Here is an 18,159-nt window from a genome sequence, read left to right as displayed (position 1 = left end):
TTATCACGCCCTAGCTTGATAGGTTTTGCTGACAAAAAATAATAGTCTGAAAGGATAGAAGATTATGACAAAAGATTATGTCATTGAGATGCGAGACATCACAAAAATCTTTGGAGATTTTGTGGCCAATGATCACATCAATTTGAATGTCAGACGTGGAGAAATTCATGCCCTTTTAGGAGAAAATGGTGCCGGAAAGTCCACCTTGATGAATATGCTAGCTGGACTCCTAGAGCCAACGAGCGGAGAAATTGCTATCAATGGGAAAGTGGTGACAATTGATTCTCCTTCTAAGGCAGCCCATTTAGGGATTGGAATGGTTCACCAGCATTTTATGCTTGTGGATGCCTTTACGGTTGCCGAAAATATTATTTTAGGCAGTGAAACAACCAAGGCTGGTGTAATCGATATTAAAAAGGCTATCCAAGAGATTAAAGACCTTTCTGCCAAATATGGATTGGATGTTGACCCAACTGCTAAAGTTGCGGACATCTCAGTTGGTGCACAACAGCGGGTGGAAATCCTCAAAACTCTCTATCGCGGTGCGGACTTGCTGATTTTTGACGAGCCGACAGCGGTACTGACTCCTGCAGAAATCACAGAGCTTCTAAAAATTATGAAGACGCTAGTTCAAGAAGGAAAATCAATCATCCTCATTACGCACAAACTGGATGAGATTCGTGCGGTAGCAGATAGCGTAACGGTTATTCGCCGCGGGAAATCAATCGAAACAGTCGAAGTTGCTGGCGCAAGTAACGAAGATTTGGCAGAATGGATGGTTGGACGTTCCGTATCCTTTAAGACAGAGAAAATCGCCGCCAATCCAAAAGAAGTGATTCTTTCGATTAAGGATTTAGAAGTCAATGAAAACCGTGGCATTCCAGCAGTTAAAGGTTTGTCGCTCGACGTGCGAGCTGGAGAAGTGGTCGGAATTGCGGGAATTGATGGAAATGGTCAAAGTGAGCTGATTCAGGCGATTACAGGGCTTCGTAAGGTCAAGTCTGGGCAAATCCTCATCAAGGGTGAAGACGTTGTCGGTAAAACACCCCGTAAGATTACAGAGATGAACGTCAGCCATGTGCCAGAGGACCGTCACCGTGACGGCTTGGTCTTGCAGATGACAGTTGCTGAAAATATTGCCTTACAGACTTATTACAAAGAACCCATTTCTAAAAATGGCATTTTGAACTACGATACGATTAACAAAAAAGCTCGTGAACTGATGGCAGAATTTGATGTTCGTGGTGCGAGTGAGCTCGTGCCTGCCAAGGCGCTTTCAGGAGGAAACCAGCAAAAAGCTATCATTGCTCGTGAAATCGACCGCAATCCTGACCTCTTGATTGTCAGTCAACCGACCCGCGGTCTTGATGTCGGAGCGATTGAATATATCCGTAAACGTCTCATTGCAGAGCGTGATAAAGGAAAAGCGGTACTGGTTGTCAGCTTTGAATTGGACGAGATTTTAGACGTGTCCGACCGTATCGCAGTTATTCACGATGGTGTGATTCATGGTATTGTTGATCCTGCCAAGACCAATAAACAAGAACTAGGATTCTTAATGGCTGGTGGAAAACTGGAAAAGGAGGAAGCAAATGCCTAAGAAGTTACAAAATATCACCCTCCCCTTACTAGCAGTCGTATCTGGCTTGCTACTAGGAGCGGTCATCATGCTGATTTTTGGCTATGATCCGATCTGGGGATATGAAGAATTATTTTACTCTGCCTTTGGTTCGGTGAAATCAATCGGTGAAATCTTCCGTGCCATGGCTCCGCTCATCTTTACAGCACTAGGCTTTGCGGTAGCGAGCCGTGCCGGATTTTTCAACGTTGGTCTATCAGGTCAAGCCCTTGTAGGCTGGGTAGCTGCTGGCTGGTTCGCCTTGGAAAATCCAGATTTACCACGGCCAGTTCTCATTCTTGCAACGATTGTGATTGCCATGATTGCTGGAGGGATTGCAGGCGCGATTCCAGGGATTTTACGGGCCTATCTCGGAACGAGTGAGGTTATCGTGACCATTATGATGAACTATATCTTGCTCTATTCTAGTAACTATATCATCCGTAATGTCTTTGCAGCAGATTTGATGAAAAACAAGGACTCAAGTATCAACATCTCTGCCAATGCTTCTTACCAGACAGAGTGGTTACGAGCTTTAACGGATAATTCGCGGATGAATATCGGAATCTTCTTTGCTATTATTGCAGTGATTGTCATCTGGTTCTTATTGACCAAGACAACGCTTGGATTTGAAATTCGTTCCGTTGGTCTTAACCCAACAGCATCTGATTATGCTGGAATGTCTGCTAAGCAAACGATTATTCTTTCCATGATTATTTCAGGTGCCTTGGCAGGTCTTGGTGGAGCAGTGCAAGGTCTTGGTACCTTCCAAAATGTCTATACCCAAGGTGGAAATTTGGATATTGGATTTAACGGGATGTCTGTTGCCTTGCTAGCGTCTAATTCGCCACTTGGTATTCCATTTGCAGCCTTCTTGTTTGGTATGCTATCAATCGGAGCACCAGGTATGGTCAAAGCACAGATTCCACCAGAATTAATCAACGTTGTAACAGCATCTATCATCTTCTTTGTCGGTGTCAAATTTATCTTTGAACAATTACTGAAACGTAAAAACAAAGCGAAAGGAGCTAACTAATATGAATCTGACAATATTAACACTGCTAATTTCGCAAATGTTGATTTACTCTGCTCCGCTGATTTTTACCAGTCTTGGAGGAGTATTTTCAGAGCGCGCAGGAATCGTCAACGTGGGACTTGAAGGAATCATGGTCATCGGTGCCTTTGCAGGTGTCGTTTTCAACCTTGAGTTTGCAAGTACCTTTGGAAAAGTAACGCCACTTTTGGCTGTTTTAGTCGGTGGGATTGCAGGATTGCTCTTCTCGATTATTCACGCAGCAGCGACCATCAATTTCCGTGCCGACCATGTGGTTTCAGGAACTGTTTTAAACCTTTTGGCGCCTGCATTTTCAGTCTTTTTGGTCAAAGTGATGTACAATAAAGGCCAGACAGATAGTATTCCGCAGTCATTCGGAAAATTCTCTTTCCCAATGCTTGAAAAAATTCCAGTTATCGGTGATTTATTCTTTAAAAATACCAGTCTTATGGGCTATGTAGCCATTGCAATGGCCTTCCTATCTTGGTTTATTCTTTATAAAACAAAATTCGGCTTGCGCTTGCGTTCAGTTGGTGAACACCCACAAGCAGCTGATACTTTGGGAATCAACGTCTATGCCATGCGCTACGCAGGTGTCCTCATCGCAGGCTTCCTCGGAGGAGTTGGGGGTGCGGTTAGTGCCCAAACAGTTAATATTAACTTTTCAGCAACGACCATTGTCGGTTCTGGCTTTATCGCCTTAGCAGCCGTTATCTTTGGTAAATGGAATCCAATCGGTGCAATGCTTGCCAGTCTATTCTTTGGCTTGTCACAAAGTTTGGCCGTTATTGGTGGACAGCTTCCAGGTCTTTCGCACGTACCGAATGTCTATCTCCAAATTGCCCCTTACTTGTTGCCAGTTATTGCCTTAGCAGCCTTCTTCGGAAAAGCAGTCGCACCAAAAGCGGATGGTGTCAACTATATCAAATCTAAATAATCAAAATGGAGTTGAGCCTTGTGCTCAACTCCATATTTTATACTCGTCAAAAATCAGAGTCTGACGTCGTTAACTCACCTTGCTGTAACAGTCTGGGAGACTGTTACAGGTTGGAAATAGGGAGTGGGACAAAAATCGTGATTTCGAAGAAATCGATTTTGTAGTCCTCGCTCTCTAGTTTTTAGGCTCGGGTATTGACAGTCACTCCCCTGACTGTCCTCGCTCTCTAGTTTTTAGGCTCGGGTATTGACAGTCACTTCCCTGACTGTCCTCGCTCTCTAGTTTTTAGGCTCGGGTATTGACAGTCACTTCCCTGACTGTCCTCGCTCTCTAGTTTCTGGGCTCGGGTATCAACAGTCACTCCCCTGACTGTCCTCGCTCTCTAGTTTTTAGGCTCGGGTATTGACAGTCACTTCCCTGACTGTCCTCGCTCTCTAGTTTCTGGGCTCGGGTATCAACAGTCACTCCCCTGACTGTCCTCGCTCTCTAGTTTTTAGGCTCGGGTATTGACAGTCACTTCCCTGACTGTCCTCGCTCTCTAGTTTCTGGGCTCGGGTATCAACAGTCACTCCCCTGACTGTCCTCGCTCTCTAGTTTTTAGGCTCGGGTATTGACAGTCACTTCCCTGACTGTCCTCGCTCTCTAGTTTCTGGGCTCGGGTATCAACAGTCACTCCCCTGACTGTCCTCGCTCTCTAGTTTCTGGGCTCGGGTATCAACAGTCACTCCCCTGACTGTTGATATCCGCAAGTTGACTAGCTTCCACAATTCTCAATTGCACGGGGCGAGCTGTGCTCGTCCTATTTCCAGCCTTCCACAATTCTCAATTGCAAGGGGTGAGCTGTGCTCGTCCTATTTCCAGCCTTCCACAATTCTCAATTGCAAGGGGTGAGCTGTGCTCGTCCTATTTCCATCCTTTCACAATTCTCAATTGTAAGGAGCGAGCTGTGCTCGTCCTATTTCCAGCCTTTCACAATTCTCAATTGTGAAAGCTAGTCAGATTTTGATTTTTATAGAGTATTAATTTTACATAAAAAAACCTTGCAAGGCAAGGTTTTTTGGCTTAGTTTTTGATTGAAGCAGCGATTTCTGGATTCGCAAATGCGTCATCCATAATCTCTTTCAATTGTTTAGCAGATGCTTGCATTTTTTGCAATTCAGCTTCGCTCAATGGGATATTTACTGGACGAACGATACCGTGTGCACCGATAATTGCTGGTTGTCCGATAAAGACATCTTCAACACCTTCGTATTGACCTGATTGGTAAACAGAAAGTGGAAGTACGGCATTTTCATCATCAAAGATAGCTTTTGTGATACGAGCAAGTGCAGCACCGATACCGTAGTAAGTTGCCCCTTTTTTGTTGATGATTGAGTAAGCAGCGTCACGAACAGATACAAACAAGTCAACGAGACCTTGCTCATCAATATCACGGTTATCTTGCAACCAGCGCTCTAACTTAACCCCCGCAACGTTTGCATGTGACCATACCGCAAATTCTGAGTCACCATGCTCACCCATGATGTAGGCGTGGACGGAACGTGCATCGATACCGATTTTTTCAGCTAGTGCTTGACGGAAACGAGCAGAGTCAAGAGAAGTACCAGAACCGATAACGCGCTCTTTAGGGAAACCTGAGAATTTCCAAGTTGAGTAAGTAAGGATATCAACAGGATTAGCAGCGACAAGGAAGATTCCGTTGAAGCCAGAAGCGACAATTTCGCTAACGATTTGTTGGTTGATACGAAGGTTTTTCTCAATCAATTGAAGACGAGTTTCACCTGGTTTTTGTGGCAAACCTGCTGTAAGAACAACAAGATCTGCATCGTGTGCATCAGAATATTCAGCAGAGTAGATTTTTTTAGGTGAAGTGAATGCAAGAGCGTGGCTTAAATCTTCTGCATCACCTTGTGTGCGGTCTTTGTTGATATCAACGATACCTAATTCTTGACCAATTCCTTGGTTGACAAGTGCATAAGCGTATGCAGAACCTACGGCACCATCACCGACAAGGATAACTTTTTTATGTTGTTTAGTTGCAGTCATGTTCTAAACATCTCCTTAGTTTTATTTGGGGACATACGTCCCAACCATCTATCATTCTAGCACTTTTTAGGTGGTTTGTCACTTGTGAAAGTCAATTTGAAAATGTTTACATTATAGCGTCTCGACAAGAAAATTTCTTCACAATATGTTATAATATAGTAGATACTTTCTAAGAAAAGAGACAGATTTAATGCATGATAAAAATTTAGTAGATGTAAATCTGACCAGTGAAATGAAGACCAGTTTCATTGACTATGCAATGAGCGTTATCGTAGCTCGGGCCCTTCCCGATGTCCGCGATGGTCTAAAACCCGTTCATCGTCGTATTTTGTACGGAATGAATGAACTGGGCATTACACCAGATAAGCCACATAAAAAATCAGCCCGTATCACAGGGGATGTTATGGGTAAATACCACCCACATGGTGACAGCGCGATTTATGAGGCGATGGTGCGGATGGCGCAATGGTGGAGCTACCGTTACATGTTAGTGGATGGCCATGGAAACTTTGGCTCGATGGATGGAGACGGAGCGGCCGCACAGCGGTATACCGAGGCTCGTATGACCAAAATTGCCCTCGAAATGCTACGTGACATCAACAAGAATACCGTCAATTTTGCTGACAACTACGATGCTAGTGAACGTGAACCAGAAGTGCTACCAGCTCGTTTCCCAAATCTCCTTGTCAACGGTACGACAGGGATTGCCGTTGGGATGGCGACGAATATCCCGCCTCACAATCTTGGTGAGACGATTGATGCGGTTAATCTGATTATTGACAATCCAGATGCGACGACTCGCGACATCATGGAAGTCTTACCTGGACCTGACTTTCCGACAGGCGCTCTTGTGATGGGAAAATCAGGTATTCACCGTGCCTATGAGACAGGAAAAGGCTCTATTGTCCTTCGTTCTCGTACAGAAATCGAAGAGTATGGCAATGGGCGTGAACGCATCGTGGTCACCGAATTTCCATACATGGTTAATAAGACCAAGGTTCATGAGCATATTGTTCGCTTGGTGCAGGAAAAGCGCATCGACGGAATTACCGCAGTTCGTGACGAATCCAACCGTGAAGGTGTCCGCTTTGTCATTGAGGTTCGACGCGATGCGTCAGCTAATGTCATTTTGAACAACCTCTTCAAGCTGACCCAACTGCAAACCAACTTTAGCTTTAATATGCTGGCCATTCAAAATGGTGTGCCGAAGATTCTCTCTGTCCGTCAAATTTTAGATGCTTACGTGGAGCACCAAAAAGAAGTGGTGACCCGTCGGACACAATTTGACAAGGAAAAAGCAGAAGCTCGTGCTCACATTTTAGAAGGGTTACTGATTGCACTTGACCATATTGATGAGGTCATCAAGGTCATCAGAAACAGTGAGACCGATGCGATTGCGCAGGCTGAATTGATGACTCGCTTTGAACTATCAGAACGTCAAAGTCAAGCTATTCTTGATATGCGTCTTCGTCGTTTGACAGGCTTGGAACGCGACAAGATTCAGTCAGAATACGATGAACTGGTCGCCTTGATTGCAGATTTGGCAGACATTTTGGCAAAGCCAGAGCGTGTCGTACAAATTATCAAGGACGAGTTAGAGGACATTAAGCGTAAGTATGCTGACCCTCGTCGGACAGAATTGATGGTCGGAGAAGTGTTATCCCTAGAAGATGAGGACTTGATTGAAGAGGCAGATGTTTTGATTACCCTGTCAAATCAAGGTTATATCAAGCGTCTTGCCCAGGATGAATTCCATGCTCAAAAACGTGGAGGTCGTGGTGTTCAGGGGACAGGTGTCAAAGACGACGACTTCGTCCGCGAATTGGTTTCGACTAGCACCCATGACCGACTCTTATTCTTTACCAACAAAGGACGTGTCTACCGTCTAAAAGGATATGAAATCCCTGAATACGGCCGTACAGCCAAGGGATTGCCAGTTGTTAACCTCTTGAAACTGGAAGAAAATGAGTCTATTCAAACCATTATCAATGTGACCAAGGAACAAGAAGAGGGCCACTATCTCTTCTTTACCACCCGCCAAGGGATTGTCAAACGGACCAGCGTTGCTGAATTTGGCAACATCCGTCAGAATGGTTTGAAAGCCCTCAATCTGAGAGAAGATGATGAATTGATTAACGTTTTCTTGACAGATGGTCAAACAGATGTTATCATGGGGTCTAAATTCGGCTACGCCGTTCGTTTCACAGAAACAGATGTCCGTAACATGAGTCGTATCGCGACTGGTGTGCGGGGAATGAAACTGCGTGAAGGGGATTGCCTTGTCGGAGCAGCAGTCATTTCAGACGACCAAGAGGTTCTCGTCTTGACGGAAAATGGGTTCGGAAAACGCACCCCTGCTACAGAATATCCAACCAAAGGTCGTGGCGGTAAAGGAATCAAGACGGTGAAAGTCGCCGAAAAGAATGGTTACCTAGCAGGCTTGACGACCATTTCAGGTGATGAAGATGTCATGGTCATTACAGATACTGGTGTCATCATTCGGACAAATGTGGCCAACATCTCCCAAACAGGTCGGTCTACCATGGGGGTTAAGGTCATGCGTCTCGATGAGGAAGCAAGTATCGTCACCTTTGCCTTGGTAGACGCTGCAGATTCTAAAGATTCAGAGGAAGAATAGATGGCAAAACGAAGCAAAGAAAGTAGAAAAAACGGAAAGCGTGTCAGTAAGTTTAAGCCTTCGCTTGGACGAGCAATCTTAACAGTTGCTTTGCTGCTTATTGCCTTCCTATTGATTTTTAACACCTCTATTCGCAACATGGTCATTGCCTGGAATAGCAATCGCTATCAGGTGAGCAAATTTACAGAGGAAGACTTATTAAAAAATAAGAATGCTAAAGCAACATTTGATTTTGAACAAGTAAATTCTATCTCTACTGAGGCCGTTCTAAAGGCACAGTGGGCATCTCAAGAACTTCCTGTCATTGGTGGAATTGCGATTCCTGATTTGAATATCAATTTACCGATTTTTAAAGGTGTGTCTAATGTTTCGCTCATGTATGGCGCAGGAACGATGAAGGAAACGCAAGAAATGGGGCAGGGTAACTATGCCCTTGCTAGCCATCATATCTTTGGAATCGCTGGAGCGAGTGAAACCCTCTTTGCACCTTTAGATCGTGCAAAACCGGGAATGAAAATCTATGTGACAGATAAGCAGAACATGTATACCTACGTTATAACAGCGGTTGAGTCAGTCTCTCCAGAGAGTGTTGAGGTCATCAATGATACCGAAGGAAAGACTGAGATTACGCTTGTGACATGCGAGGATATGGATGCTACCAGACGGACAATCGTCAAAGGAACCTTAGAGAACAGCACGCCGTATAAAGAAGTTCCTAAAAGCATTCTCAAACACTTCGAAAAGAAATACAACCAAGTTCAATTATAAGGTGTGGAGAAAAAATTTCAATGGTGTTTCGCTATGATTGCCATATACATTTAAAGAGGCTGGATGATTCTAGTCTCTTATTTTACTCTAAAATAAGAAAATCATGATGTTGATGGAATTTCTTCTTCCTTTTTACGAATCAATAGTATGAGGAGGAATGCTAGAGATGTATAAGATTACATTTAAAGAGGAACGTTTATTGCCACGGGAAAGGTTATTGGAAGTAGGAGCTGAACGCCTTAGCAACCAAGAATTGCTCGCGATTTTTATCCGTACAGGTACAAAAAACCAACCTGTTTCTGCTGTCTCAAATAATCTATTAGCAAGGATTGACAACCTTGCTATGTTAAAGGACTTATCCATTGCAGAATTACAGGAGTTAGCAGGAATTGGTCAAGTTAAGGCGATTGAGATAAAAGCCATGATTGAGTTAGGTAGAAGAATCAATCAGTCTGAATTGCTTGTCGAGGAACAGATTGTTGGTAGCGAGTTACTTGCAAGAAAAATGATTCAGGAATTTGGTTCTAAAAAACAGGAACATTTAGTCGCCATTTATCTGGATACCCAGAATAAGATTATCAGTCAACGCACCATTTTTATAGGCAGTGTCAACCGTAGTATCGCAGAGCCACGTGAAATTTTACACTACGCGGTTAAGCATATGGCGACTTCAATTATCGTTGTACATAATCATCCGTCAGGCTTTGTTCAGCCTAGTAGCAATGATATTGCATTTACCCAAGCACTAAAAAAGTCCTGCGATATGCTAGGACTTATACTGTTAGACCATTTAATTGTTGGAAGGTCAAGCTACTATAGCTTGCGCGAGGAAAATCAGCTTGACTAATAGTCTTGCACAAAATATCTGAACAATTCTTGCGATTCTGGACAGGTATCGTAGAGCATTTCAGGATGCCATTGAACACCGAGAAAGGGTGGGTTTTCCGTCATGAGAACAGCCTCTATGATTCCATCAGCTGCTTGGCCGATGACCTGTAAGTTAGGTGCTACTTGATCCAAGGCTTGTCTGTGGAAGGAATTGACTTGCGGTTGCTCTCCATAAATTCTAGTCAGTGCTGTTTCAGCTACTAGTTGGATTGTCTGAGAAGGAGTATCAGCCGTAATCGTCTGCCAATGATTGGGAATGGCTTGATGCAGGGTTCCCCCCATGGCAACATTGAAGAGTTGCATTCCACGACAGATGCCTAAAATCGGTTTTTGCTGTGCTATCGCTTCTTGAATGAGGGCAAAGTCAAAGGCATCACGTTTAGCATGGTAATTATCGCTATCGATTGTCTTTTCTTGTCCATAATAGTGCGGTAGGACATTTTGTCCACCGGTCAAGATGAGCTTATCAATCATGCCCACGTATTGTTTTGCAGTATCAGGAGATACGATTGGCAGGATAAGGGGAATGCCACCAGCATCTTCAATAGCCTGTACAAAACTGCTAGCAGCATAGGCTAAAAGTGGTTCTGTATCATCTTTGGCATTGTTAAATTCATTTCCAGAAATGCCGATAATGGGTTTCATAGCTTAACCCTTTCTCATGAAGTAAAGGAGGGTCTGTAATTCGCTTGTCAAATCTACATATTGGACAACAACATCTTTTGGAACAGATAAATTGACAGGAGAGAAGCTCAAAATTCCTTTGACTCCTGCTTTTACAAGCACGTTGGCAACTTCCTGTGCCTTACTACTTGGAACTGTCAGAATAGCTGTTTGGGCATTGGCTTCCTTGATTTTCTCTTCGATATCGGAAATGGCATAAATCGGTACATTTTCATCAATGGTACCGACCGCCGGATGGTTATCCGCTTCAAAGGCCATGACAATTTTCATTTTATTGCGTTCGTGGAAGCGGTAATGAAGGAGAGCACGTCCCATATTTCCGACTCCGATTAGCATCACGTTTGTGATTGAGTTATCGTTTAGGATATCCGCAAAGAAATCCATCAATTTCTTGACATCATAACCAAATCCGCGCCGACCAAGCTCACCAAAGTAGGAGAAGTCACGGCGAACAGTAGCAGAATCAATACCGATAGCTTCAGCAATTTCTTTTGAACTAGCCTTTTCAATATTTCCAGCATGGAATCGTTTGAAGATGCGGTAGTAGATGGATAAACGTTTGGCAGTAGCACGAGGGATAGCAGATTTTTTTTCGTTTTTCACAATCTTTTACTCCTTTTGGTTATTTATTCTATTTTAGTAAAAGTTTGTGAAAAAAGCAACAGATTACACTTAAAAAACAGAGAAAAAAACAAGAATTGCTCTTGTTTTTCTACTGATTTATAGGGTTGATTGTTTGTAAATAGCGGTATAAATCACCGATCAATCCTTGATAGCCTAAGTCTTTCCCGTCCTGAGTCAAGGAGAGAACCTTGAGGTGATCAGGAATAGTTACACAACCTGAGAAAGCAAGAAGCAGGGCATCAAAGTTTTCAAACGTTTGTGAACGAATTTGCTGATAGGAATCTTGATAACGTAATTCAATCATGCTTTTGTGCTTTCTTTTGTGAAAATATCGCGGTCAACTAAACTATCCATGAGGAAATAAAATTTCTCTTGAATGACGGCATTTCCACCTGCCTTAAAAATATCTACCAAGTGTAAGCCTGACTTGTCTGTGATATTGATTTTGAAACCAGTCAAATCCTTGTTGATGATGATTTTTAGGAGGAATCCTTGATTTGAGTTAGGGATTTCCTCTAACATGCGGGTCAGTTGATAATTGCCGACATGAGTTTGTTCAAATGTGTTGTCGCGCAAAGTGTATTTTTTAATTGCTGGACTAATAGTGTAGCTATAGTCACAATTTTTAAGCGTTACAGATGTTGCAAAAGCCATTATTGAGTGCCTCCGATGATTTGATGTAGTTGTTGAACGAGGAAGTCGAGTTCCTCTTTGGTCGTTTCGTGGGAAAAGCTAATCCGAATCGATTCCTTCAGCCGATGTGAATCCTGACCGTACAGGGCTTCTAGGACATGACTCGTTTGAATGACACCAGCTGTGCAGGCAGAGCCACTTGACACAGCGATTCCTGCGAGATCAAGGCGCATGAGGAGCTGTTCATTGAGCTGGTGTGGAAAACCAATGTTCACCACGTAGGGTAGACTAGGACCAGTTTCGTTGAGATAGTAGTTGCTAGGTGACAACTTGTCCAGCAAGTAGGCTTTTAAGTCAGTCACAGTCTGGTAGTGTTGTCCTAGCTGTTCGGTTTGTTCTTTCAAAGCGGTTGCCATGGCAGCAATTCCAGCCAGATTTTCGGTACCTGCTCGGTGCTGGTCTTCTTGTCGTCCACCGTGAATGAGCGAGTCAAAGTTGGGAATCCGACTATAGAGGAAACCGACACCTTTTGGACCGTGAAACTTGTGGGCAGCAGCAGAGAGAAAATCAATTCCTAGCTGTTGAGGTGAGATAGCAATTTTTCCAACTGCTTGAACTGCGTCCACGTGAAAAACAGCCTGGTGGTCGGCGAGGATTTCTCCGATTTCTCGAATAGGAAGTAGCAGTCCAGTTTCATTATTGGCATACATGACACTCACTAAGATTGTATCTGGTCGCAGAGCTTCTTTTATTTGTTGGGCTGAAATCGTGTGATTGACAGGTTCAATGTAGGTCACGTCAAAGCCAAAGCGCTTTTCTAGGTACTCCATGGTATGAAGAACGGCATGGTGTTCAATGGCTGTAGTAATCAGGTGTTTGCCCTTGTGCTGATTGGCAAGGGCGTAGCCTTGAATCGCCAGCGTGTCGGCTTCTGAACCGCCAGATGTAAAGATGATGTGCTCTGGCTTGGTATCAAAAATTTGAGCAATGTCAAGTCTGGCTTGACGAAGAATGCTGTTTGCCTTTCTGCCTGCCCAATGAATACTAGAGGGATTGCCATAGTATTCTTTTGAAATATCTATAAAGGTTTGAAGGGCAGCATCAGACAGCGATGTGGTTGCTGCATGGTCTAAATAAATCAAAGAAAACTCCTAGTTATCTTTATTGGGATTGGTAAAGTTAAAGAGTGGGCTGACTGGACGGCGTTCGTGGATACGGATAATCGCATCGGCAATCAACTCGCTAGCGGTGATAAAGGCGATATTCTGAGGAAGTTGTTCTTTACTTGCTACGGAGTCAGTAACCAGAACTTCCTTAATCGGTGCTTGATCCAAAAGTTCAGCAGCCGTTCCAGCAAATAGACCGTGACTAGCTACTGCATAGATTTCAGTTGCCCCGCCTTCTTGTACGATACGAGCGGCTTCTGAGAAGGTCCGACCAGTATTTAAAATATCATCGATTAGGATGGCTGTTTTGCCAGCGACATCTCCGATAATGTAGCCTTCTGTACGGTCCGCATCATCTTGAGCATAATCGATAATGGCAATTGGTGAGTTGAGGTATTCCGCTAAGCTACGTGCGCGTTTGATACCAGAATTTTTAGGGCTGACAATGACGACATTTTCACCGCACAAGCCTTTTTCCATGTAATGTTCAGCAAACAATGGTACCGTAAAGAGGTTATCGACAGGAATATCAAAGAATCCTTGTACCTGAACAGCATGCAAATCAAGTGAAAGTACGCGGTCAACGCCTGCTTTTACCAGCATATTGGCAACAAGTTTTGCAGTAATCGGTTCGCGAGGAGCAGCTGTACGGTCCTGACGAGCGTAGCCAAAATAAGGCATCACAACTGTGACAGAATGAGCGCTGGCACGCTTACATGCGTCTACCATAATCAACAATTCCCAGAGGTGGTTATTGACAGGATAGCTGGTTGATTGGATGATGTAGACATCAACTCCACGCACGCTCTCTTCGATGTTGACTTGAATTTCTCCATCAGAGAATTGTCGGGTCGTCATTTTTCCGAGTGGAATACCAGATGCTTCTGCAATTTTTTCAGCAATTGCGCGGTTGGCATTCAAAGAAAACAGTTTAATTTGTTTATCACCATAAGGTTGAACCATAATCAGAAATACTCCTTTTATTCGATAGCTCTATTTTATCAAAAAATCTAAAAATTTTCAGTAATGAAATGGATTTCGTTGATTATTTGCGAGTTAGGATTTGCTCTGGAGGGTAGCAGCGGTGCGGGCAACCTTGCTACTGGCATATTTAAAGGCAATATGATGCTCTTTTAAATACTGTTCAAAGGCTATCTTGCCTTGTTGGGCATCTTGGACCTCGACTTCTAGTTCATAGTCTTTCTGGCCTTGATAGGTGTTTTCATCCAGAGCCATCAGGCCAATCGCAGTCTCTTTTTCATAGCGTTTCGTAGTCAACTGTCCCCAGGCAAACAGGTCTTCAATCCTTGTTCCCGTCTCTTGAATCAGGCTTAAAATGTCGCTTTCAGGCAGCTCTACCTTTTGGAGAATGGTTTGTGCCTGCTCCAAAGTCAAGTCTTGATTGTATTCTTGATTGCCGATGTCCTGCGGGATTTTCAAGGTCAACTCCGCTCGGTCTTCTAAGGTGCGGATGCGTAAGGCATGACGGTGTTTGCGTAGGCTAAACTCTGGCGTATCAATATAATAGTTGGTCTGGATAACTGGCGTTACATCAGCAAATTCTGCTAACAGACGTTCAAATTCTGTCTTAGTCAGTAGTGTCTTGTATTCAATTTCTAAATGATTTTTTTTCATAGGATAAAACCTTTTCGTATGGTATAATAGTTCTTGTGCTATTCTATTATAAAAACAAGTATTTGACAAGAAAGGAGCAGCCATGGAAATGAATTGGGAAGAGTTCCTAGATCCGTATATTCAAGCGGTTGGGGAATTAAAAATTAAACTGCGTGGCGTCCGCAAGCAATATCGAAAGGCCAATAAACATTCTCCGATTGAATTTGTGACAGGTCGTGTCAAGCCAATCGAATCGATTAAGGAGAAGATGGCCTTGCGCCATATCCAACTGGAAAATCTGGCTCAAGATATGCAGGATATAGCAGGTGTTCGGATCATGGTGCAATTTGTCGATGACGTGGAAGAAGTGCTTGAGATTCTTAGGAAGCGAAAAGACATGCAGATTGTTCATGAACGCGATTATATCAATAATATGAAATCATCAGGCTACCGTTCCTATCATGTCGTGATTGAGTATCCGGTTGACACCATTAACGGCAATGAGACGGTGCTGGCTGAAATTCAGATTCGCACCTTGTCCATGAACTTTTGGGCAACGATTGAACATTCCTTGAATTATAAGTATAAGGGAAATTTTCCAGAAGAAATCAAACAGCGCTTGGAAATTACGGCTAAGATTGCTTACCAATTAGATGAGGAGATGCGCAAAATCCGCGACGATATTCAAGAGGCACAGGCTTTATTTGATCCTGCCCATCGCAAATTGAATGACGGAGTGGGAAATAGCGATGATACAGATGAAGAATACAGATAGAAAAAAAATCGCTCTACTGAGTAGCAAAAATCCTAAAAGTCAAGCAGTGATGAATGAACTGTGGACCAAATTAAAAGAAGCGCAGTTTATTTTGACCCCCAAAAATCCAGATATTGTGATTTCAATCGGTGGTGACGGCATGCTCTTGTCCGCCTTTCACAAGTATGAAGCCATCATGGATCGGGTCCGCTTTGTCGGTATCCATACAGGGCATCTTGGCTTTTATACGGATTACCGCGACTTTGAAGTTGATAAATTGATTGAGAATTTGAAGTTGGATACGGGCGCGCGCGTGTCTTATCCGATTTTACATGTCCGGGTCAAGCTGATGAACGGGCGTGAGATTGTCATGCGAGCCTTAAATGAAGCCACTATCAAACGCTTATCAAAGACCATGGTTGCAGATGTCTTTATCAATAAGGTTCCTTTTGAACGTTTCCGAGGGGATGGGATTTCCGTATCAACCCCGACAGGTTCAACGGCCTATAACAAATCTCTAGGAGGTGCGGTCTTACATCCGACCATCGAAGCCTTGCAGATTGCAGAGGTTGCGAGCTTGAACAACCGTGTTTATCGGACCTTGGGATCTTCGATTGTCGTGCCAAAAAAAGATAAGATTGTCATTGAGCCTAAGCATGATGATAGGTATTCTATCTCAATTGATAATCGGACCTTTGTCTATGACAATATTGAGCAGATTGAATATCAGATTGATAATAGCAAGATTCATTTTCTGGCGACGCCGAGCCATACAAGTTTCTGGAATCGGGTCAAGGATGCCTTCATCGGTGAGGTGGAGTAATGCGCTTTGAATTCATCGTGGATCAGCATGTGAAAATCAAGACGTTTTTGAAAAAACACGATATTTCAAAAGGCTTGCTGGCAAAGATTAAGTATGAAGGTGGAGCTATTGTCGTCAATGGGCAGCCGCAGAATGCGACCTATTTGTTAGACATTGGGGACCATCTTCGCATTGAGATTCCGAGCGAGGAAGACTTGACAGGGAAGTTAGAGCCGATTGCCCATCCCTTGGATATTGTTTATGAGGATGACCATTTCATGCTTATCAATAAGCCAGCAGGTTTTGCCTCAATTCCGAGCGTCTTACATTCGTCAACGATTGCAAATTTTGTCAAAGGCTATTATATAGAGCAGGGCTATGAAAATAAGCAAGTTCACATTGTAACGCGTCTCGATCGTGATACGTCAGGTCTCATGCTCTTTGCCAAACATGGCTATGCCCATGCGAGGTTGGATAAACAGCTCCAGCAAAAATTGATTCAAAAACGCTACTTTGCTCTGGTTCATGGTGCGGGTCAATTGGCACAGAGTGGTGACATTATTGCGCCAATCGGTCGTCCAGAAGATAGCATTATCACGCGCTGTGTGACCCCGACAGGAAAATATGCCCATACCTCTTATAAGATTGTCCAGTCTTGGGGCGATGTGCATCTGGTCGATATTCGTTTGCATACGGGGCGGACGCACCAGATTCGTGTACATTTTGCCCATATTGGTTTTCCCTTGTTAGGGGATGATTTGTATGGTGGTAGTATGGAGCATGGGATAGAGCGGCAGGCCTTGCATTGTCATCGGATTGTTTTTTTTAATCCATTTACAGAAAAAGAACTGATCAGTGAAAGCGATTTGACAAATGACTTTAAAAGCGTTATCATGAATTTGCAAAATAAAAATAGAAAGAAAAAAGGTAATTAAAATGGGAATTCGTTCACTATTTGGTGGTTTACGTGAGAAGATTGTTGGACAACAAGTGAAAATTGTCTTTCCAGAAGGAAACGATGAGCGCGTGGTGCGTGCTGCTGCACGTTTGAAATTCGAGGGTTTGTTGGAACCAATTATTCTCGGTGACCCTGATGATGTGCGCGGTCTATTGTCAGAATTTGGATTTGCAGACCCACATTGTACCATCATCAATCCAAATGAATATGCGGATTTTGAAGCGATGAAAGAAGCGTTTGTAGAAGTTCGTAAAGGGAAAGCAACGATGGAAGATGCGGATAAATTGCTCCGCGATGTCAACTACTTCGGTGTGATGCTCGTGAAAATGGGCTTGGCTGATGGTATGGTGTCAGGTGCTATCCATTCAACAGCTGATACAGTGCGTCCAGCGCTACAAATCATTAAAACCAAACCAGGTATTTCTCGTACATCAGGTGTCTTCTTGATGAACCGTGAGAATACCAATGAGCGCTATGTCTTTGCGGATTGTGCGATTAACATTGATCCAAATGCTCAAGAGTTGGCTGAAATTGCTGTCAATACAGCAGAAACAGCAAGTATCTTTGACATTGAGCCAAAAGTTGCCATGTTGAGCTTCTCAACAAAAGGTAGTGGTAAAGCCCCTCAAGTTGATAAGGTAGCAGAAGCAACACGTATTGCTAAGGAGTTAGCGCCAGATTTAGCCTTGGATGGTGAATTGCAGTTTGACGCAGCCTTTGTACCAGAAACAGCGGCTATCAAAGCGCCAGACAGCGATGTAGCTGGTCAGGCAAATGTCTTTGTCTTCCCAGACTTGCAAGCAGGAAATATCGGCTACAAAATTGCGCAACGCTTGGGAATGTTTGATGCTATCGGGCCAATCTTGCAAGGTTTGAACATGCCTGTTAACGACCTTTCTCGTGGTTCAAGTGCGGACGATATTTACAAACTTGCTATTATTACTGCTGCGCAAGCCCTAGAAAACGAAAAATAAG

The 18,159-nt window shown here is 43.5% G+C and carries 18 protein-coding genes; 10 read left to right on the top strand and 8 right to left on the bottom strand.

Going from position 1 to position 18,159, the window contains the following annotated elements; all coding sequences use genetic code 11:
* Nucleotides 1–64 precede the first annotated feature (64 nt).
* Genes BU202_RS02580 through BU202_RS02570 form a run of 3 tightly spaced genes read left to right on the top strand, consistent with a single transcriptional unit; the run spans nt 65 to nt 3,609 of the window.
* Nucleotides 65–1,600, top strand: a complete 1,536-nt coding sequence (locus BU202_RS02580) for an ABC transporter ATP-binding protein (RefSeq protein WP_075104244.1) — start codon at nt 65–67, stop codon at nt 1,598–1,600.
* Nucleotides 1,593–2,654, top strand: a complete 1,062-nt coding sequence (locus tag BU202_RS02575) for an ABC transporter permease (protein ID WP_075104243.1) — start codon at nt 1,593–1,595, stop codon at nt 2,652–2,654. The genes BU202_RS02580 and BU202_RS02575 overlap by 8 nt, the downstream gene beginning before the upstream one ends.
* Before the next feature lies 1 nt (nt 2,655).
* On the top strand, nt 2,656–3,609 hold the full coding sequence (locus BU202_RS02570; RefSeq protein ID WP_075104242.1) for an ABC transporter permease: 954 nt from the start codon (nt 2,656–2,658) through the stop codon (nt 3,607–3,609).
* 1,062 nt (nt 3,610–4,671) lie between these two features.
* Here BU202_RS02570 and BU202_RS02565 read toward each other — a convergent pair.
* On the bottom strand, nt 4,672–5,655 hold the full coding sequence (locus BU202_RS02565) for an L-lactate dehydrogenase (RefSeq protein WP_075104241.1): 984 nt from the start codon (nt 5,653–5,655) through the stop codon (nt 4,672–4,674).
* Nucleotides 5,656–5,845: 190 nt separating this feature from the next.
* On the opposite strand from BU202_RS02565, the gene gyrA reads away from it, so the two are divergent.
* The 3 genes from gyrA (at nt 5,846) to radC (ending at nt 9,908) form a co-directional block, all read left to right on the top strand.
* A complete protein-coding gene (gyrA, locus tag BU202_RS02560; protein WP_075104240.1) occupies nt 5,846–8,293 on the top strand; it encodes a DNA gyrase subunit A in 2,448 nt (815 codons plus the stop codon).
* A complete protein-coding gene (locus tag BU202_RS02555; RefSeq protein ID WP_075104239.1) occupies nt 8,294–9,061 on the top strand; it encodes a class A sortase in 768 nt (255 codons plus the stop codon). It abuts the gene before it with no gap.
* 166 nt (nt 9,062–9,227) lie between these two features.
* Complete coding sequence (gene radC, locus BU202_RS02550; RefSeq protein ID WP_075104238.1) at nt 9,228–9,908, top strand: RadC family protein; 681 nt, start codon at nt 9,228–9,230, stop codon at nt 9,906–9,908.
* On the opposite strand, the gene BU202_RS02545 is transcribed toward radC, so the two are convergent.
* From BU202_RS02545 to BU202_RS02515, 7 genes are all read right to left on the bottom strand, one after another.
* Entirely contained in the window at nt 9,905–10,594 is a 690-nt protein-coding gene (locus BU202_RS02545) for a gamma-glutamyl-gamma-aminobutyrate hydrolase family protein (protein WP_075104237.1), read from the bottom strand. The two genes, radC and BU202_RS02545, sit on opposite strands and share 4 nt — an antisense overlap.
* Before the next feature lie 3 nt (nt 10,595–10,597).
* Nucleotides 10,598–11,236 carry a redox-sensing transcriptional repressor Rex gene (locus BU202_RS02540; protein ID WP_075104236.1) on the bottom strand — a complete coding sequence of 213 codons (639 nt, stop codon included), beginning with the start codon at nt 11,234–11,236 and terminating at the stop codon, nt 10,598–10,600.
* A gap of 109 nt (nt 11,237–11,345) precedes the next feature.
* On the bottom strand, nt 11,346–11,561 hold the full coding sequence (locus BU202_RS02535; protein WP_075104235.1) for a DUF4649 family protein: 216 nt from the start codon (nt 11,559–11,561) through the stop codon (nt 11,346–11,348).
* Entirely contained in the window at nt 11,558–11,911 is a 354-nt protein-coding gene (locus BU202_RS02530) for a DUF1831 domain-containing protein (RefSeq protein WP_075104234.1), read from the bottom strand. Before BU202_RS02530 ends, BU202_RS02535 begins: the two co-directional genes overlap by 4 nt.
* On the bottom strand, nt 11,911–13,032 hold the full coding sequence (locus BU202_RS02525; RefSeq protein ID WP_075104233.1) for a cysteine desulfurase family protein: 1,122 nt from the start codon (nt 13,030–13,032) through the stop codon (nt 11,911–11,913). Before BU202_RS02525 ends, BU202_RS02530 begins: the two co-directional genes overlap by 1 nt.
* Before the next feature lie 9 nt (nt 13,033–13,041).
* The gene (locus BU202_RS02520) at nt 13,042–14,019 is read right to left on the bottom strand and encodes a ribose-phosphate diphosphokinase (RefSeq protein WP_075104232.1); all 978 of its coding nucleotides are present in this window, start codon (nt 14,017–14,019) and stop codon (nt 13,042–13,044) included.
* A gap of 93 nt (nt 14,020–14,112) precedes the next feature.
* Nucleotides 14,113–14,691: a CYTH domain-containing protein gene (locus BU202_RS02515; protein ID WP_075104231.1), complete on the bottom strand. Its 579-nt coding sequence runs from the start codon at nt 14,689–14,691 to the stop codon at nt 14,113–14,115.
* An 82-nt stretch (nt 14,692–14,773) separates the two neighbouring features.
* Here BU202_RS02515 and yjbM point away from each other — a divergent pair, with 82 nt between their 5' ends.
* The 4 genes from yjbM to pta are packed head-to-tail and all read left to right on the top strand — an operon-like array spanning nt 14,774 to nt 18,158.
* Nucleotides 14,774–15,445 carry a GTP diphosphokinase gene (yjbM, locus tag BU202_RS02510; RefSeq protein WP_075104230.1) on the top strand — a complete coding sequence of 224 codons (672 nt, stop codon included), beginning with the start codon at nt 14,774–14,776 and terminating at the stop codon, nt 15,443–15,445.
* Nucleotides 15,429–16,247, top strand: a complete 819-nt coding sequence (locus tag BU202_RS02505; RefSeq protein ID WP_089503430.1) for an NAD kinase — start codon at nt 15,429–15,431, stop codon at nt 16,245–16,247. The genes yjbM and BU202_RS02505 overlap by 17 nt, the downstream gene beginning before the upstream one ends.
* Complete coding sequence (locus tag BU202_RS02500; RefSeq protein WP_075104228.1) at nt 16,247–17,161, top strand: RluA family pseudouridine synthase; 915 nt, start codon at nt 16,247–16,249, stop codon at nt 17,159–17,161. The genes BU202_RS02505 and BU202_RS02500 overlap by 1 nt, the downstream gene beginning before the upstream one ends.
* A gap of 1 nt (nt 17,162) precedes the next feature.
* Entirely contained in the window at nt 17,163–18,158 is a 996-nt protein-coding gene (pta, locus tag BU202_RS02495) for a phosphate acetyltransferase (RefSeq protein ID WP_075104227.1), read from the top strand.
* Nucleotide 18,159: the final 1 nt, after the last annotated feature.

This window comes from Streptococcus cuniculi (assembly GCF_001921845.1).
GTDB lineage: Bacteria > Bacillota > Bacilli > Lactobacillales > Streptococcaceae > Streptococcus > Streptococcus cuniculi.
The sequence above is the reverse complement of the archived record's forward strand: the minus strand, read 5'-3'. Positions and strand labels throughout refer to the sequence as shown.

Bases quoted from the DNA above. Each gene is read 5' to 3' on its own strand.
- BU202_RS02545 (WP_075104237.1), bottom strand. From the start codon at position 10,594: ATGAAACCCATTATCGGCATTTCTGGAAATGAATTTAACAATGCCAAA.
- BU202_RS02520 (WP_075104232.1), bottom strand. From the start codon at position 14,019: ATGGTTCAACCTTATGGTGATAAACAAATTAAACTGTTTTCTTTGAAT.
- BU202_RS02580 (WP_075104244.1), top strand. From the start codon at position 65: ATGACAAAAGATTATGTCATTGAGATGCGAGACATCACAAAAATCTTT.
- BU202_RS02530 (WP_075104234.1), bottom strand. From the start codon at position 11,911: ATGGCTTTTGCAACATCTGTAACGCTTAAAAATTGTGACTATAGCTAC.
- BU202_RS02570 (WP_075104242.1), top strand. From the start codon at position 2,656: ATGAATCTGACAATATTAACACTGCTAATTTCGCAAATGTTGATTTAC.
- gyrA (WP_075104240.1), top strand. From the start codon at position 5,846: ATGCATGATAAAAATTTAGTAGATGTAAATCTGACCAGTGAAATGAAG.
- BU202_RS02505 (WP_089503430.1), top strand. From the start codon at position 15,429: ATGAAGAATACAGATAGAAAAAAAATCGCTCTACTGAGTAGCAAAAAT.
- radC (WP_075104238.1), top strand. From the start codon at position 9,228: ATGTATAAGATTACATTTAAAGAGGAACGTTTATTGCCACGGGAAAGG.
- BU202_RS02535 (WP_075104235.1), bottom strand. From the start codon at position 11,561: ATGATTGAATTACGTTATCAAGATTCCTATCAGCAAATTCGTTCACAA.
- BU202_RS02575 (WP_075104243.1), top strand. From the start codon at position 1,593: ATGCCTAAGAAGTTACAAAATATCACCCTCCCCTTACTAGCAGTCGTA.
- BU202_RS02500 (WP_075104228.1), top strand. From the start codon at position 16,247: ATGCGCTTTGAATTCATCGTGGATCAGCATGTGAAAATCAAGACGTTT.
- BU202_RS02515 (WP_075104231.1), bottom strand. From the start codon at position 14,691: ATGAAAAAAAATCATTTAGAAATTGAATACAAGACACTACTGACTAAG.
- yjbM (WP_075104230.1), top strand. From the start codon at position 14,774: ATGGAAATGAATTGGGAAGAGTTCCTAGATCCGTATATTCAAGCGGTT.
- BU202_RS02555 (WP_075104239.1), top strand. From the start codon at position 8,294: ATGGCAAAACGAAGCAAAGAAAGTAGAAAAAACGGAAAGCGTGTCAGT.
- pta (WP_075104227.1), top strand. From the start codon at position 17,163: ATGGGAATTCGTTCACTATTTGGTGGTTTACGTGAGAAGATTGTTGGA.
- BU202_RS02565 (WP_075104241.1), bottom strand. From the start codon at position 5,655: ATGACTGCAACTAAACAACATAAAAAAGTTATCCTTGTCGGTGATGGT.